The following is an 18,682-nucleotide window of genomic DNA, read 5'->3' as shown; positions in this document are numbered from 1 at the left end:
ATTATATCATATTATTGTCTAAAGTGTACAAAAATGTCGGAGTAGAAAAAGCGTCTGAATTAGTCAGAAAAATTAGAATAATATAAGTGGCTTTTAGGTACAAAAAGAGAATATATTAATTGTATAGAAAATATTGATTTATATATCAAATAGTTGTAGAGTGGGAATTATAAAATATTATCTAGGAGTTCAAAATGAAACATTCACATAAGAAATCATTTGACTGGTATAGCATGCAACAACGATACTCTATTCGTAAGTATCACTTTGGTGCAGCTAGTGTCTTGCTCGGGACAGCCTTAGTCTTGGGAACTGCTGCCAATGCGCAAGCAGTACAAGCAGAGGAACATAACCCAGAAGCTACTAACAGTGTTTCTGTTGATAAGGTAGAAGAAGCTACTAAACCAGCAGAAGTATCAACACCTAAAAAAGAAACAACTTATGCAGCTCCAACTGTTGCTAACCCAGTAGAAACGACTCCAGCTAAATCTGATGAAGCTAAAACGTCAGCAGAAAAAGTTGAAGAAGTAAAAGATAAAAAAGAAGAAGTAACACAGCAAGATGCTGTTGACAAGTCAAAATTGTTAACAGCTCTTTCACGTGCTAAAAAATTAGAAAGCAAGTTATATACAGAAGCAAGTGTTGCTAACTTGCAAGCAAGTATCCAAGCTGGTCAAGGTTTGCTTGGGAAAGCAGATGCGACTGAAGCTGAAGTATCAGCAGCAGAGTCATCTATTCAATCAGCTATTATTGGTCTAGAACTTCGTTCTAACTCTGATAAAGGAACAGTATCAGAAACTCCAGTAGTGAAGAAAGCTGACACAGCAGAAGCCAAAGAAGAAGCTAAACCAGCTGTAACAACGACTGACCGTTCAGCTGTTGATAGTAGCGTTTTAGCAACTAATGCACCTGCTAAAGTTGAAACAACTTCAGCTCCAGAATCTACTAATGAAATCTTGAAACCAGGTTTGAGCCTTTCTGATGCTCGCCAAAATCCAGCTATCCGTAAGGAAGACTTGGATAAAGGGCATAGTGGTTTTAGAGCGGCTAGCAATCCAGCCAACCCAATTGTCTCAGGTTCTGGAAATACAGTTGCATTTGCCGATATTAGTCAAGCTGGTAAAAGTTATAGTTTCCGTGGCTACGGGAACTCACGTGGTGGAAATCCTATTCATTACGATGTAACAACAGTACGTCGAGGTAATCAATTGAATTTCACAATTGATTATTCTGGACCAGGTGAATTTGTTAATAATAACTTTATCTTGGATAAAGGGGATGGATTTGGAAATCCTTCAAATGCGACTATCACCACTCCAAGGTTAAGAGAGCAATCAAAACCTGTTAGTCAGGGTGCCAACTACGTATCTCACTCAGGATACAGTATGACTTCTGCTACTTCAACGAGTGAGAGACAAACTATCAGATTTAGCTTGCCAATCAATAATCCAAATGGTGACTTGTCTGTTCGTTTGAAACCTGTTACTTTTAACGTGGATCAAGGTGGTGGCGGTGCTGCTACTAGCAATGATCCATACAGTAACTCTAACTATTATTATAGAGCAAACCCACTATACTTGGATGCCAATCCAAATGGTGGTTCTAGTAACAAGGCTGTTACAGAAGACATTGATTTCCAAACTGTCTATCTTCCAACTAGTAAGTTACCAGAAGGTCAAACTAGATTAGTTCGAGAAGGTGAAAAAGGAAAACGTCAAATCACCTATAAAGTTCATCAATTGGGTAACGAAACAATCCTAGGATTGCCAATTAGTAATTCAGTTATTAAAGAAGCTAAGCCACGTATTATGCAAATTGGTGTGGCTAAAGAGCTAATCGATACAGTAAAACCACGTGTAGATCAAAATAAAGTCGGTGATACAAATAACCTCACTTTCTATCTTGATAACGATGGCAACGGTGTTTATACTGAAGGTGTAGACGAACTTGTTCAAAAAATTTCTATTAAAGATGGAGCGCAAGGTGCCAAAGGTGAAAAAGGGGACCGAGGCGAACGCGGTCTGACTGGAGCCCAAGGTGCTAAAGGTGAAAAAGGGGACCAAGGTGAACGCGGTCTGACTGGAGCTCAAGGAGCCAAAGGTGAAAAAGGAGACCGAGGCGAACGCGGTCTGACTGGAGCTCAAGGTGCCAAAGGTGAAAAAGGAGACCGTGGTGAACGCGGTTTAACTGGAGCTCAAGGTGCGCAAGGTGAAAAAGGAGACCGAGGCGAACGTGGTCTGACTGGAGCCCAAGGTGCTAAAGGTGAAAAAGGAGACCGAGGTGAACGCGGTCTGACTGGAGCCCAAGGTGCTAAAGGTGAAAAAGGAGACCGAGGCGAACGCGGTCTAACCGGAGCGCAAGGTGCTAAAGGTGAAAAAGGTGACCAAGGCGAACGCGGTCTGACTGGAGCCCAAGGTCAGGCAGGTCGTGACGGTGTAACTCCAACCGTAACCGTTAGAGATAATAAAGATGACGGTACTCACACTATCACGATTAACGACGGTAGAGGTAATGTTACAAGTACTGTTGTAAGAGATGGTTTCGATGGCGCAAGTCCATTAGTTGCGACTCAACGAAATGAAGCAGATAAAACAACAACTGTTATCTTCTATTACGATAAAAATGGAAACAACGAATTAGATGCTTCTGATAAGAAATTAAAAGAAGTTGTAATTGCAGATGGTGCTAAAGGTGAAAAAGGTGACAAGGGAGCAACTCCTAAAGTTACAACTGCTCGTGGAGCAGATGGCCGTAGTACTGACATTACATTTACAGTTCCAGGAGAAGAGCCTGTAACCGTTAATGTAAAAGACGGAAAAGATGGACGTACACCAAATATTGATTTAAATGCTTTAGCAGAGGCAGCAGTAAGACTGAATAATCAAAGAAGCGGAAGAGTAAGAAGAGCATTACCAGATACCCCAGCTCCAACTGAAAAACCAAAAGTAATTGGAACTCGTATTACAGCTTACTTCGATAACAATGGAAATGGTAAATATGATCCAGGAGTTGACGAGCCAATTAGTTCAGCTGATATTTTAAATGGTACAGACGGTGCCAATGGTGCAGCAGGTGCAGCCGGAGCAGATGGACGTAATGGTGCTGAATTATTAAGTGGACCTAAAGCACCAACAGCAGATGATGGTAAAGATGGCGACACTTATATCGATGCAACTACAGGTGATGTTTATAAGAAAGAAAACGGAACTTGGGATAAGATTGGTAACATTCGTGGACCTCAAGGTCTAAAAGGTGAAGCCGGAGTTGCAGGACCACAAGGCCCTAAAGGGGACAAAGGTGCTCAAGGTCTTCAAGGTGAACGTGGTCAAGACGGAGCACAAGGTTTACCAGGACGTGATGGCGCAGCAGGTCGTGACGGACGAGATGGACGCGACGGTAAAGACGTCTTGAACGGCAAAGTTAACCCAGAATCAAATCAAGGTAAAGACGGCGATAAATACGTCAATACAGAAACAGGCGACGTCTTCGTTAAGAATAACGGCAACTGGGATAAAGAAGGCAACATCAAAGGCCCTAAAGGGGACAAAGGTGAACAAGGTCTTCAAGGTGAACGTGGTCAAGACGGAGCACAAGGTTTACCAGGTCGCGATGGACGTGATGGCGCAGCAGGTCGTGACGGACGTGATGGACGCGACGGTAAAGACGTCTTGAACGGCAAAGTTAACCCAGAAGCAAATCAAGGTAAAGACGGCGATAAATACGTCAATACAGAAACAGGTGACGTCTTCGTTAAGAATAACGGCAACTGGGATAAAGAAGGCAACATCAAAGGACCTAAAGGGGACAAAGGTGAACAAGGTCTTCAAGGTGAACGTGGTCAAGACGGAGCACAAGGTTTACCAGGTCGCGATGGACGTGATGGCGCAGCAGGTCGTGACGGACGTGATGGACGCGACGGTAAAGACGTCTTGAACGGCAAAGTTAACCCAGAATCAAATCAAGGTAAAGACGGCGATAAATACGTCAATACAGAAACAGGCGACGTCTTCGTTAAGAATAACGGCAACTGGGATAAAGAAGGCAACATCAAAGGCCCTAAAGGGGACAAAGGTGAACAAGGTCTTCAAGGTGAACGTGGTCAAGACGGAGCACAAGGTTTACCAGGTCGCGATGGACGTGATGGCGCAGCAGGTCGTGACGGACGAGATGGACGCGACGGTAAAGACGTCTTGAACGGCAAAGTTAACCCAGAAGCAAATCAAGGTAAAGACGGCGATAAATACGTCAATACAGAAACAGGTGACGTCTTCGTTAAGAATAACGGCAACTGGGATAAAGAAGGCAACATCAAAGGACCTAAAGGGGACAAAGGTGAACAAGGTCTTCAAGGTGAACGTGGTCAAGACGGAGCACAAGGTTTACCAGGTCGCGATGGACGAGATGGAGCAGCAGGTCGTGACGGACGAGATGGACGCGACGGTAAAGACGTCTTGAACGGCAAAGTTAACCCAGAATCAAATCAAGGTAAAGACGGCGATAAATACGTCAATACAGAAACAGGCGACGTCTTCGTTAAGAATAACGGCAACTGGGATAAAGAAGGCAACATCAAAGGACCTAAGGGTGATAAAGGTGAACAAGGTCTTCAAGGTCGTGATGGTCAAGACGGAGCACAAGGTTTACCAGGACGCGACGGACGAGATGGCGCAGCAGGTCGTGACGGACGAGATGGACGCGACGGTAAAGACGTCTTGAACGGCAAAGTTAACCCAGAAGCAAATCAAGGTAAAGACGGCGATAAATACGTTAATACAGAAACAGGTGACGTCTTCGTTAAGAATAATGGCAACTGGGAAAAAGAAGGCAACATCAAAGGACCTAAAGGGGACAAAGGTGCACAAGGTCTTCAAGGTCGTGATGGTCAAGACGGAGCACAAGGTTTACCAGGACGCGATGGACGTGATGGCGCAGCAGGTCGTGACGGACGAGATGGACGCGACGGTAAAGACGTCTTGAACGGCAAAGTTAACCCAGAAGCAAATCAAGGTAAAGACGGCGATAAATACGTTAATACAGAAACAGGTGACGTCTTCGTTAAGAATAATGGCAACTGGGAAAAAGAAGGCAACATCAAAGGACCTAAAGGGGACAAAGGTGCACAAGGTCTTCAAGGTCGTGATGGTCAAGACGGAGCACAAGGTTTACCAGGACGCGATGGACGTGATGGCGCAGCAGGTCGTGACGGACGTGATGGACGCGACGGTAAGGACGTCTTGAACGGCAAAGTTAACCCAGAATCAAATCAAGGTAAAGACGGCGATAAATACGTTAATACAGAAACCGGCGACGTCTTCGTTAAGAATAACGGCAACTGGGAAAAAGAAGGCAACATCAAAGGACCTAAAGGGGACAAAGGTGAACAAGGTCTTCAAGGTCGTGATGGTCAAGACGGAGCTCAAGGTTTACCAGGACGCGATGGACGAGATGGCGCAGCAGGTCGTGACGGACGAGATGGACGCGACGGTAAAGACGTCTTGAACGGCAAAGTTAACCCAGAATCAAATCAAGGTAAAGACGGCGATAAATACGTCAATACAGAAACCGGCGACGTCTTCGTTAAGAATAACGGCAACTGGGAAAAAGAAGGCAACATCAAAGGCCCTAAAGGGGACAAAGGTGAACAAGGTCTTCAAGGTCGTGATGGTCAAGACGGAGCTCAAGGTTTACCAGGACGCGATGGACGTGATGGCGCAGCAGGTCGTGACGGACGTGATGGACGCGACGGAAAAGACGTCTTGAACGGCAAAGTTAACCCAGAAGCACATCAAGGTAAAGACGGCGATAAATACGTTAATACAGAAACAGGTGACGTCTTCGTTAAGAATAACGGCAACTGGGAAAAAGAAGGCAACATCAAAGGCCCTAAGGGTGATAAAGGTGAACGTGGAGAAGATGGTAAGACTCCAGAAGTAATTGTAACTCCAGGTAAAGATGGCCATAGTACTGACATTACATTCACTGTTCCAGGAAAAGATCCAGTTACAGTAAATGTTAAGAACGGAGAAAATGGTCTGAACGGTAAAACTCCAAAAGTTGATTTGCTTCGTGTCGAAGGACAAAACGGAAATCCATCTCATACAATTGTGACATTCTATACTGATGAAAACAATGATGGTAAGTATACTCCAGGAACTGATGAACTTCTAGGTTCTGAAATGATTAAAGATGGTGCTAAAGGTGCGGACGGACGTGATGGTAAATCATTAATTACTGTCAAAGATGGTAAAGAAACTAAAGTTTACCAAGAAGATCCAGCACATCCAGGTCAACCATTGAACCCAGAAAAACCTCTAGCAGTTATTAAAGATGGAGTAGACGGTGTCTCTCCAACAGTAACAGCTGTTCGTAAGGATGAAGAAGGTCATAAAGGTGTAGAAATCACGGTGGATAACCATGATGGTTCACAACCAACTACAGTCTTTGTTCATGATGGTGAAAAAGGAGAAACTGGAGCAACAGGTCAAGATGGACAAACTCCTACAATTACAACTCAACCTGGAAAAGATGGCCAAAGCACTCTTGTAACTATCACAACACCAGGTAAAGATCCAGTAACCTTTACAGTGAAAGATGGTAAGAATGGTAAAGATGGACGTACACCAACTATTGACTTAAATGCATTGGTGGAAGCAGTTAGAAGAGGTGCTGGATCAACTTCTAATTCACAACCTTCTGGAACATCAAGAAGTGCAAGAAGAGCGAGAAGTGCAGGAGATAATCCAGATGAAGTAATTTCATCAGCTCAACCAGCAACTACCGATGCAACAGGTTCACAACCAGCAACTACACAACCAGCGACTACCGATTCAACAGAATCACAACCAGTAGAAGGTACTCGTATTACAGCCTACTATGATAATAATGGTAACGGTAAATACGATCCAGGTGTGGATGAATTAATTGGTACAAGTGATATCTTGAATGGTACAAACGGACGTAATGGTACAAATGGAGCTTCCGGACATGATGGACGTGATGGCCGAAACGGTGCTGAGTTACTAAGTGGAGCTACTGCCCCAACTGCTAATGATGGTAAAGACGGTGATACTTATATCGATGCCAATACAGGTGATGTTTACAAGAAAGAAAATGGTTCTTGGAACAAGATTGGTAACATCCGAGGACCTCAAGGGGTAGCCGGTGAAAAAGGAGCAACTGGTGAGAAAGGTGACAATGGTAAAGATGGCCGTGCACCGAAAATCAAAGTAGAAGATATTACTTCACCTTCAAGAACTAGACGTGATACAGATGCAACTGCAACTCCAACACGTAACGGTATCCGAGTGACAGTTTATGATGATGTTAATGACAACGGAGTATATGATGAAGGTGTCGATAAAGTATTAAATAGTAAAGATATTTATAACGGTATCGATGGACGTGATGGTTCAGCTCCAACTATTACTACAAAAGACAATGGAGATGGAACACACTCTATTACTGTTAGAAACCCTGATGGTTCAGAATCTACAACGAAAGTTAAAGATGGTAAAGACGGTAAAACTGCCAATATCACTACAACAGAAAATCCAGATGGAAGTCATACAATTACTGTAACAAATCCAGATGGATCAACTAAAGAAACAGTTGTTAAAAACGGTAAAGACGGTAAGACTCCAAAAGTTGAAGTAACGGATAACAATGATGGAACTCATACTGTTAAAGTTACGGATGGAGACGGTAATGTTACGAATGCTATCATCAAAGATGGTAAAGATGGTAAAGCTGCAACAGCAACAACTACTGAAAATCCAGATGGAAGCCATACAGTAACAATTACAAATCCAGATGGAACTAAGAATGAGTTTGTCGTTAAGAATGGACGTGACGGTGTTGACGGACGTACACCAACCGCATCTGTTCGTGATAATGGAGACGGAAGTCATACAATCGTTATTACAAATCCAGAAGGTGTGACAACTGAAACCACAGTTCGTGATGGTAAATCACCAAAAGTTACTATAACTGATGAACAAAATGGAACTCACAAAATCTCAGTTCTAAATGGTGACGGCACAACTACTGAAACAATCATTAAAGATGGTAAATCACCAGTAGCAACTGTTACTGACAACCATGATGGTACTTACACAATTCGTGTAGAAAACGGTAATGGTACTGTTTCTGAAACCACAGTTCGTGACGGTAAATCACCAACTGCTAAGGTTGTGGATAACGGAGATGGAACTCACACTATCACAGTTGTGAACTCAGACGGTACAACTACAACAACTACAGTTCGTGATGGTAAAGAACCAAAACTTGAAGTGATTGATAACAACAATGGTTCACACACTATTAAAGTGACAGGTGCTGATGGTAAAGAAACTACAACTACAATCTTTGATGGTAAATCACCAAAAGCTAACATCGTTGATAACGGAGACGGAACTCATACATTAACAATCGTAGATTCTGATGGTCGTGAATACAAATCTATTATCAAAGATGGTAAAGACGGTAAAGATGGCGTTTCACCAAGTGTAACTGTTAAAAATAATAACGACGGAACTCACGTTGTAACAATCACTAATCCGGATGGAAGTAAGACAGAAATGGTGATTAAAGACGGTAAAGATGGTAAATCACCAAAAGTTTCTGTTGAAGATAATGGTGATGGTAGTCATACAATCACAATCATCAATTCTGATGGAACTGTGACAAAAACAGTTATTAAAGATGGCAAAGATGGTAGAGATGGACGTGATGGTCGAGACGGCAAAGACGGAAAATGTGGATGCCAAGACAAACCAGTAACACCATCAAATGACAAACCAGTTCCTCCAACACGTAATGTGCCAGAAGGACCAACGTTTGCAATGCCAGAACCACCAGTTCATGAATTGCCAGAATTCAACGGTGGTGTGCCAGGAATGCCAGAAGTTCATGAATTGCCAGAATTTAACGGTGGAGTACCAGGTATGCCTGAAGTTACTGAAGTACCAGAATTAGATATGCCAACAGTACCAGCACAACCAACACCAAGTGTACCGGTTAAACCTGTGCCAGCGCAACCAACACCAAATGTACCGACACCAGAAGTGCCAGTACAACCAACTCCAGTTGTTCCAACACCAGAAGTACCGGTTAAACCAGTACCAGCGGTTCCAGAACAACCAGTAGTACCAACACCGGCTCAACCAGCAACTCCAGTAAATGCTAACCCAGTAGTTCCAACTACAGTTAAAGAAAACCATGGTGACAAATTACCTGAAACTGGAAGCCAATCTGATTATATCTCTGTTCTTCTAGGTAGCGGTATTCTATTGAGCCTATATGTAGGACGAAGAAAGGAAGATTAATCAGCCAAAAGCAGTCACTAATTTCTCGAAAGAAGATGATAAGTGATAGATCTCGAATGAAAGAATATTCTTAGAATGATTTTCCTATGATGGAAAAGACTGCTAAAAACCTTGAGTGGTAACGCTCAAGGTTTTTTAGGTTACTGCATATACGAAATCTCGATATAGTACTAAGTGAAGTAATGTTTAGGAAGATATGGTAAATTTTTATAAATAATATATTATATGACGAAAAGGTTTGCATCTTAGGGAATAAAAGAATATAATATATAAAGAAGTAATTTTATAATTTGAAGCAAGGAGTTCTTAATGTTTTTTAATCGAAAAGGAATCAATCAAAAGAATTGGCGGATGATAAAGAAAGGGAAGCATTTTCTTTTTGGATGCACTCTTTTTTTGACTACAGGAGCAGTGATGATACAGAATCCACATCTTGTTCATGCTGATGAAATGGTTGCGTCTTTAAGTGATTCAACTACAGTTAAAGAAAAGGAACCCAATAGTGAAAAGGTTCCAAACGATGTGGAAAATCATCCACAGGTAGAAAATCAGGTTAAAGAATCAGATAAGATTTTTGAACATGTATCAGAAGATAAAAGTGTCGAAAAGACTGCAGAGAATCCAGTCAAGATTGTGGATAAAACCGCTTTAAATGAATTAATTGAAAAGATTAGGAACACTGATTTACAGACTAAGACAGCTAAATCAGTTGAAAATCTTAATCTCTCTTTGTCGCGTGCGCAAGCAGTCTTGGATAAGGCAGGCGCTAGTCAGGACGAGATAGATAAAGAAGTTCAAGCTTTGTCGGACTCATTTGCTCAACTGGAAGAGAAAAGTAACGACATAGAAACAAAAGAAAAGCAAGCAGACAAAGCAAATGATAGTGATGAAAAGAAAAATCTTTTAACAGAAAAGATTGCTAAGGTTCAGGCTCTTGTCTCAGAAATTAACCAACTGGCAGGAGAAATCAGTTATGAATTCAGTGAATCTGAAAACAAATCTCTTCAAGTATTTGCAGATTTATCTGAGGGAAAAGCCACTGAAAGTGAAGTTGATGGTGCTCTAAATGAAGCGAAGAGCCTCCGCAACAAAGTAGCTAATAGAGTAACTCGCGAGCATTCTGGAAAACGTGATCCACGGAATGGAAAACCAATTGATGGTAAGGGAGAGAGTGGGTTTAGAGCGATTTGGATATCGTCAATTGCTAACAAATACGAGGGTAGTAATGCGTTAGTAAACGAAAATAAAAAAGAATTAACTTTTTATAATTCAGATACTTTATTCTCGGTGATGACAGCATATGGTAAAAGAGGAAATGGGGAACCGTTAGTAAGATATCCGAATGGTCCAAAACGTGGTGAGGAAGATCCTACTCCATATTATGTAAAACGAGTAGGAATTATTAGTGGTTTAGATCAAGTTAATGGTTTAAAACTACGTGTAGCTTATAAAAATTTCCAAACAGGAAAGAAAGAAGAAGTAGATATTGCTGCTAACTATTGGAATGTAAATAATCCTGAAGTGCAAATGGCTCTTGTTGGGACTATAGGGAATGGCGGTAATGTAACACCAGGTACTTATCATATTACAATTGGGGCGAACGGAAAAAATAAGCAAAATACAATTACCTATACTCTGACTATCAAACCTCAAAGTGAACGTAATACTGTTAATAATTTAACGCCAACTTATGTGGATGATGTCCGTCATTTAACGGAAACAGAAAAGAATGCTTTAATTGAAAAATTTAAAGCAGAGCATCCAAATGTGGTTAATCGTGCGAATCATATTGACTTTGACCATGCTGAAGTATCAGCTGATGGTGCAACAATGACGATTCATTTTAAAGATGGATTCAATCCTAAAACCATCCAAACAAATGCGACAAATGATGTTGAAGCAAAACATTCTAGTCTGACGGCTTATTTTGGGGATTCAAAAGAAATATATACGAATCCAAGGGAATTAGTACGCTCTAAAACAGGTCACGAAGTACCGACAACGGCTCAGGTAACGTATAAAACACCGTTTAACTTGCAACAAGCAGGGACAAGAAATGTTGTTGTCACAACAACTTATGAAAATGGAGTAACAAAAGATGTAACAACTCCTTATACAGTTTTAGATTTTCTAGGAAAACAAGATAAAAAAATTAATCAGAATCAGTCTGGTCAACTAGGGGATGCTAGAAATTACGTGACAGTTTCAGATAATTCAGCAGTTCCAGGAGAATTAACAGTTCGTTGGAAAGGTGGCTCTTCTAATGTGGATACCTCTGCAGCAGGTGTACAACATAAAGAAATCGAAATTCTTCGTGGTAGTCATTTAATGAAAACTGTGAATGTCCCAGTTGAGATTGTAGATAATATTAAACCGACAATTACTGCCCCTGATAATATTACATTAACGAGATTAGAAGGACTACCTAGTGAAATCAATATTCACGCTCAAGATAATGATAAAGGAGTAGGTCTCAAAGAAAGTAACTCTGTAACGGTTGACAATCTACCGAATCCATTATCTTACAATGCAAAAAAATCAAAAATTGAAATTAATGGCGTTATTCCAAATAATTTCCAACTTGGTAAATCAAGTATTCAAGTGACTGTTAAAGCGGTTGATAAAAAAGAAAATACTGCGACTAAAAATATTACTTTCCATATTCAATCTCAAACACAAAAATATACAGCAGTTGCTAATTCTCAAATTCAAGAAGTGAGTTATGGGGAAGCGCCTGATGCAGGAACAAGTATTCAAAAAAATGGGCTGCCAACAGGTACAAGATACGGATGGGCAACACAACCTAATACGGCAACAGGCCCTGGGGATCAAACCGAAGTCGTAACTGTAACCTATCCAGATGGCTCAACAGATACAGTACCTGTAACCGTGAAAGTCCGTAAACTAAGTGATGAACATATACCAACTGGAAAGACAATTACTGTGAATCAAAATGATCCAGTAACGAATGATAGATTAAAAGCAGCAGTAACAGTGGATAATGGTGGAACTAGAAAAGTCAAGTCAGTTACTGCAGCGCCTATAAGCACTGTGCATGCAGGCTCACAAACCATAAAAGCGACAGTAACTTATCTGGATAATACCACTGATCCAGTTGATATTCCTCTAGAAGTAAAAGACGTAATTGCTCCAACAATTCAAACACCAACAGAAGGTCAAACATGGGAAATCACAGCATTAGATAAGACATTGCCACCTATTAAAGTAGCAGTTGCTGATAATCCTGGAGGAAGTGGAATAAAGAGTATTGTTCCAATGAACTTACCAAGTTTCTTGAAGTATGATAAAGCGACAAGTAGCATCGTTTTCCAAGATGGAGAACGTGAAGTTCCAAAATTGTCTGGAAGAACTCGAACTACAAGAAATATAACATTACGTGTGGAAGATAATGCAGGAAATAGTAGTGAACGAACATTTAGTATTACTCACATGCCTATGGCTGAAAAGTATAATCCACAAGCGAATGCAACGATTCAAGAAGTGAGCCATGGTGAAACTCCTAATCCGAAAACAAGTGTGAATACAGCAGGATTACCGACTGATGCTCAATATACATGGAAATCTGCACCAGATACGAATAGACCTGGAAATAAAACAGGAGTCGTGAAAGTTACTTATCCAGACGATTCAGTAGATGAAGTAACGGTTACTGTAAAAGTTCGTAAGCTAAGTGATGAGTATGAACCTACAGCTACAAAAATTGTCAAAAATCAAAACGATACTGTCTCAGAACAAGACTTAAAATCTGCTGTGACAATTAATAAAAACGGTAATAGTAAGGTGAAAACTGTTACTCCTGTTGGGAAAATTAGTACTGCTGAGACAGGGAACAAAGAAATTTCAGCAACGGTAACCTATCTCGATGATACAAGGGATACGGTAACAATTCCTTTAGAAGTAAAAGATGTAACGGCTCCAACGATTCAAACACCAGCGAATGGTCAGAATATCGATTTAATAGCATTAGATAAAGCATTTTCTCCAATTAAAGTAACATCTGAAGACAATGCAGGAGGAAGTGGTGTTCGGTCAACAACGGTAACAGACTTACCAGATTTCTTAACTTATGATGATGCGAATAAAACCATTAAGTTTAAAGATGGTACTCAAGAAGTTCCAAAATTACCAGTTGGTACAGATTCTCAAACACATACAGCTACAATTCGAGTGACAGATAATGCGAATAATAGTAGTACTTCACAATTAACGTTTACTGTGAAATCAATGACTACCAAATATGATGCAACAGCAAATCCGAACAAACAAACAGTGAGTTATGGGGCAACTCCAGATGCAGGAACAAGCGTGAATCAAACAGGCTTACCGGAAGGGACAAGTTATGCTTGGAAAACACCACCAGTAACGACCGATGGGCCTGGAGAAAAAGATGGTGTAGTAGAAGTAAAGTATAAAGACGGTTCGAAAGATATCGTAAATGTAAAAGTTACTGTAAAAGGACTTAGCTCAGAATACGAAGTAACTGGAACGCTAATTGAAGTAAATCAAAATGATTCAGTTTCAAATGACGACTTAAAAGCGAAAGTAACTGCAACTTCAAAAGCAGGAAATGTGAATGGAACAGATAAGATTTCAACAGTTACAGCACCTACAATCAGCACAGCTAACTATGGTGAACAAACTATTAACGCTACAGTAACTTTCAAAGATGGAACAACTAAAGAAGTGACCATTCCTCTGAAAGTTAAAGACGTGACACCACCAACAATCCAATCACCAGCAGAAAATACAAACTGGGAAATGACAGCATTAGACAAAGCTTTACCAAATATGGAAGTAAGAGCGGAAGATAATGCGAACGGAAGTGGAATTAAAAACGTTACTGTGACAGGGTTACCTGATTATCTAGAATATGATAGTGCGAATAATACTATTAAATTCAAATCAGGAAAAGAAGCAGTAGAAAAACTACCTGAAAATACACCAAGTCAAGAATTTACATTAAATATTCGAGCAGAAGACAATGCTGGAAACTTCACTGAAAGAACTGCGAAAATCACTGTATCTTCAATGAGTGCGAAGACTAATCCTACGCCAATTCCACAAAATACAAGTTATGGACAAGTGCCAGATCCTAATAAAAGTGTAGATAAAGCAGGCTTGCCAGATGGAACAAAGGTAACATGGAAGACACCCCCTGTAGTAAGTACACCAGGCGCAACAACTGGGGAAGTGGAAATCACTTATCCAGATGGCTCAAAAGATGTAGTGACAGTAAATGTAACGGTGAGAAAAGTAAGTGAAGATTTTACAGCTAATGGAACACAAATTGAAGTAAATCAAAATGTATCAGTTACTCCAGAAATGTTAAAAGGAGCAGTAACTGCTACAAATGCGCAAGGTGAGAATGGAAATACTAAAATTGTAACAGTTGAAGCCAAAGCACCGATTAACACCGAGGCATATGGAGATCAAACAATACAAGCAAAAGTAACATATGTTGATGGTTCAGAACAAGACGTTACAATTCCATTGAAAGTAAAAGATGTTACGGATCCAACAATTCAAACACCAGCAGAACATACAAACTGGGGAATGACGGCTTTAGATAAAACATTGCCTCCTATGAAGATTGAGGCAAAAGATAATGCAAATGGTAGTGGAGTTGCTACGATTGAAGTAAATAATATGCCTTCATTCTTAACATTTGATCAAGCTTCTGGAACAATTGTGTTCAAAGAGGGTGTTAGAGAAGTACCGAGAATTGATTCTGACAATGTAATGTATGGTGTAACGATAGTAGCTAGAGATAAAGCTGGGAATTCGACATCAATCTTAGTAAATATTACAGTTTGGTCAATGCGTGGAAAATACAGCCCAACTGCAATAGCGCAAGAAGTGGACAATGGACACGTACCAAATCCAGAAACAAGTGTAAACAAAACAGGCTTACCAGAAGGAACAACTGTTACATGGAAGACAAGACCAGATGTCAGCACACCGGGCAGTCATCCAGGAGTAGCCTTAGTTCATTATCCAGATGGAACGGAAGATGAAGTCGAAGTACCAGTAAGGGTAAAAGAACAAAAAGAAACGTTTAACCCAACGGCAAAAGAGCCAAACCAAACGGTTCGTCACAAGGAAGTACCAGATCCAGAGAAAAGTATTAATACAAACGACTTACCAGCAGGAACAAACTATAGCTGGTCAGAACAACCAGACACAAGTAAACCAGGAAGTAAGACAGGCAAAGTATTAATCACCTATCCAGATAAGAGTACGGAAGAAGTGACGGTAACGGTAAACGTAACGCCACAAAAAGATGAATACACACCAACTGGAATCCCTCAAGAAGTGGACAATGGACACGTACCAAATCCAGAAACAAGTGTAAACAAAACCGGCTTACCAGAAGGAACAACTGTTACATGGAAGACAAGACCAGATGTCAGCACACCGGGCAGTCATCCAGGAGTAGCCTTAGTTCATTATCCAGATGGAACAGAAGACGAAGTCACTGTCCCAATTACGGTTAAGGAACAAAAAGATACGTTCAATCCAACGGCAAAAGAACCGAACCAAACGGTTCGTCACAACGAAGTACCAGATCCAGAGAAAAGTATTAATACCAATGACTTACCAGCAGGAACAAACTATAGCTGGTCAGAACAACCAGACACAAGTAAACCAGGAAGTAAGACAGGAAAAGTATTAATCACCTATCCAGACCATAGTACGGAAGAAGTGACGGTAACGGTAAACGTAACTCCACAAAATGATGAATACAGCCCAACTGGTATTGCGCAAACCGTAGACAATGGACATGTGCCAGATCCAGAAACAAGTGTAAACAAAACAGGCTTACCAGAAGGCACAACCGTCACATGGAAGACAAATCCAGATGTCAGCACACCGGGAAGTCATCCAGGAGTAGCGTTAGTTCATTATCCAGATGGAACAGTAGATGAAGTCACAGTACCAATTACGGTTAAGGAACAAAAGGATACCTTCAACCCAACAGCGAAACAGCCAAACCAAACGGCTAAACACGGCAGTGAGCCAAGCGCAGAAGGAAGTATCAACACAGACGGTTTACCAAGTGGCACAACCTACACATGGGTAGACAAACCAGATACCAATACAAGTCCAGGAAACAAGACAGGAAAAGTATTAATCACCTACCCAGACCATAGTACGGAAGAAGTGACGGTAACGGTAAACGTAACTCCTCAAAATGATGAATACACACCAACTGGAATCCCTCAAGAAGTGGACAATGGACACGTACCAGATCCAGAAACAAGTGTAAACAAAACCGGCTTACCAGAAGGAACAACTGTTACATGGAAGACAAGACCAGATGTCAGCACACCGGGCAGTCATCCAGGAGTAGCCTTAGTTCATTATCCAGATGGAACAGAAGATGAAGTCGAAGTTCCTGTCACAGTTAAGAAACAAAGTGACACGTTTAACCCAACGGCAAAAGAGCCAAACCAAACGGTTCGTCACAAGGAAGTACCAGATCCAGAGAAAAGTATTAATACAAACGACTTACCAGCAGGAACAAACTATAGCTGGTCAGAACAACCAGACACAAGTAAACCAGGAAGTAAGACAGGCAAAGTATTAATCACCTATCCAGATAAGAGTACGGAAGAAGTGACGGTAACGGTAAACGTAACGCCACAAAAAGATGAATACACACCAACTGGAATCCCTCAAGAAGTGGACAATGGACACGTACCAGATCCAGAAACAAGTGTAAACAAAACCGGCTTACCAGAAGGCACAACTGTTACATGGAAGACAAGGCCAGATGTCAGCACACCGGGCAGTCATCCAGGAGTAGCCTTAGTTCATTATCCAGATGGAACAGAAGATGAGGTCGAAGTTCCTGTCACAGTTAAGAAACAAAGTGACACGTTTAACCCAACGGCAAAAGAGCCAAACCAAACGGTTCGTCACAACGAAGTACCAGATCCAGAGAAAAGTATTAATACCAATGACTTACCAGCAGGAACAAACTATAGCTGGTCCGAACAACCAGATACAAGTAAATCAGGAAGTAAGCCAGGAAAAGTATTAATCACCTATCCAGACCATAGTACGGAAGAAGTGACAGTAACGGTTGAAGTAACCCCACAAAAAGACGATTACGATCCCCAACCAAAAGCTCAAACAGTAGAACATGCTCAAGTACCATCTGCAAAAGATAGTATTGAAAATGTAAAAACGTTACCAGAAGGAACGACTTTTGGATGGAAAGATGGAAAAATTCCAGATACTTCAAAACATGGGGAGAAAAAAGGTGTTGTAACTGTAACGTATCCAGATGGAAGTACAGAAGATGTTGATGTTGTAATTACTGTGAATCCAGAAGATTTCAGTCCAGTAGTTCCGATGGAGAAAGTACCAGTGAAAGATCCTGATAATTTAACACAAGAAGAACAAGATAAAGTGAAGGAAAATGTGAAAAAAGCAAATCCTGGAAAAGACATAACTGTTGATTCAAAAAGTAATGTAACAATCACTGATCCGGAAACAAAAGTAAGTCATGAAATTTCTCGAGATAAATTGGTATTTGCATATGCAAAAGGTGAGCCAGAAACTTCGGAAAACCCTGAATTTAATGGCGGAGTGAACGCACCAGATTCACCAATTCATGAAGTTCCAGAGTTTGCAGGTGGTGTCAATGGAGAACCGGAAACTCAAGAAATCTTGCCAGAGTTTAATGGCGGAGCGAATACACCAAATTCACCAACACATGAAGTCCCAGAATTCAATGGAGGTGTAAATGGTGAGCTTCCTGATCCAGTAGAAGTATCTAAAATTCAACTGATGATCACCAAGTGGGTTGATGAAAATGGTAAAGAATTGAAACCAGCAGATGCCAAAGCACCAAAGGTATTAGGTGAAGCCAATGAAGCATTTGAACATGGTGAAATTAAAGGGTATGTATTTGTAAGAACAGAAACTAAAGGTGATGTTGTAACTCACATCTTCAGGAAAGTGAGTCCAGTTAGATCAACAGGTGACGGCCAACAAGGACCAGCTACACCATCTGACGATACAAATCCTAGACCAGATACTGTTATCCCTGCTGAAGTGCCAGCTGCTCAACCGGCTGAACAACCAAGTCAAACAGTTGAAGTACCTACTCAATTGCCGAATGAAGTGTCAGAAACGAATCCATCCGTTTCTCAAACTCAAGCAGTATTGCCAAATACTGGTATACAAGAAGACCGTACTACAGGTGCAGTAGGAGTTCTCTCTCTTCTTGGTGCATTTGGTTTGCTATTTGCCAAAAAGAAAAAAGACGATGAAGAGGAAGCTTAAATAGATGATCTCATCTGATCCTTGGTAGCTTTCCCTACGTGAAG

General features: G+C 40.9%; 2 protein-coding genes. Both read left to right on the top strand.

Translation table 11 applies throughout. From position 1 onward, the window contains the following. Positions 1-194: 194 nt before the first annotated feature. Entirely contained in the window at positions 195-9,323 is a 9,129-nt protein-coding gene (pclA, locus tag QMQ21_RS06660; RefSeq protein WP_261814133.1) for a pneumococcal collagen-like adhesin PclA, read from the top strand. 414 nt (positions 9,324-9,737) lie between these two features. Next, the gene (locus tag QMQ21_RS06655) at positions 9,738-18,638 is read left to right on the top strand and encodes an SIALI-17 repeat-containing surface protein (protein WP_261814132.1); all 8,901 of its coding nucleotides are present in this window, start codon (positions 9,738-9,740) and stop codon (positions 18,636-18,638) included. Positions 18,639-18,682: the final 44 nt, after the last annotated feature.

This window comes from Streptococcus bouchesdurhonensis, from assembly GCF_948472335.1.
This window is presented reverse-complemented; position numbering and strand designations above follow the sequence as displayed.